1 protein-coding gene is annotated in these 617 nt (G+C 71.6%); it reads right to left on the bottom strand.

Annotated features, from left to right (window positions below; translation table 11 throughout):
* On the bottom strand, positions 1-617 hold a 617-nt coding region (locus ABTU92_RS30570; protein ID WP_408095278.1), incomplete at both ends, for a polyketide synthase dehydratase domain-containing protein.

Here is a 617-nt window from a genome sequence, read left to right as displayed (position 1 = left end):
GGCCGTCACCCTGGTGCAGGCATCGAGCAGAACCGCGTGGATCGGCTCGTCCGCGACGTAAGGCTGCAGGGGGGCAGGAATGCCGATCCGGGCGAGCGAGACGGACCCACCCACCCAGGCCTCGGTCAGGGCTGCGAAGCTCGGGCCGAAGCGCAGCTCGATCCTGCCCCACAGTGCGTCCAGCTCCGCGAGCCCCACGGGCTGCGTGTGCTGCCGCACGGCGGCGAGGTCGATCCGCCGGCCCTGCCCGACGAACCGGCCCGCGGCGACGATCCGTCCGGTGGCATGCCGACGCCACGCCTCCGTCGTCGCGTCCGCAGGACGGCTGACGACCTCGAACTGATCGGGCTCGGTCGCGTCGCCGCGCGAGACGAGGAGTTGCACGTCGCGCTCGCGACTCTCGTCCTCGGCCAGGAACAACGGCTCGACGAAGCTCACGTCTTCGACCCGCGCCGGCAGGCCGAGCGCCTGCAGCACCATCGCGACATAGCTCACGCCCGGGATGACCGCCGTGTCGTAGACTCGATGGTCGGTGAGCCAGGGCTGCCGCCCGAGGCTCAGACGCTGGGCATGGATACGCTGTCCGGTCCCGATCACCTCGACGCGCGGGCCGAGCA

The sequence above is a fragment of the Rhodoplanes sp. SY1 genome (genome assembly GCF_046000175.1).
In the GTDB taxonomy this organism is placed as follows: Bacteria; Pseudomonadota; Alphaproteobacteria; order Rhizobiales; family Xanthobacteraceae; genus Rhodoplanes.
The sequence above is the reverse complement of the archived record's forward strand: the minus strand, read 5'-3'. Positions and strand labels throughout refer to the sequence as shown.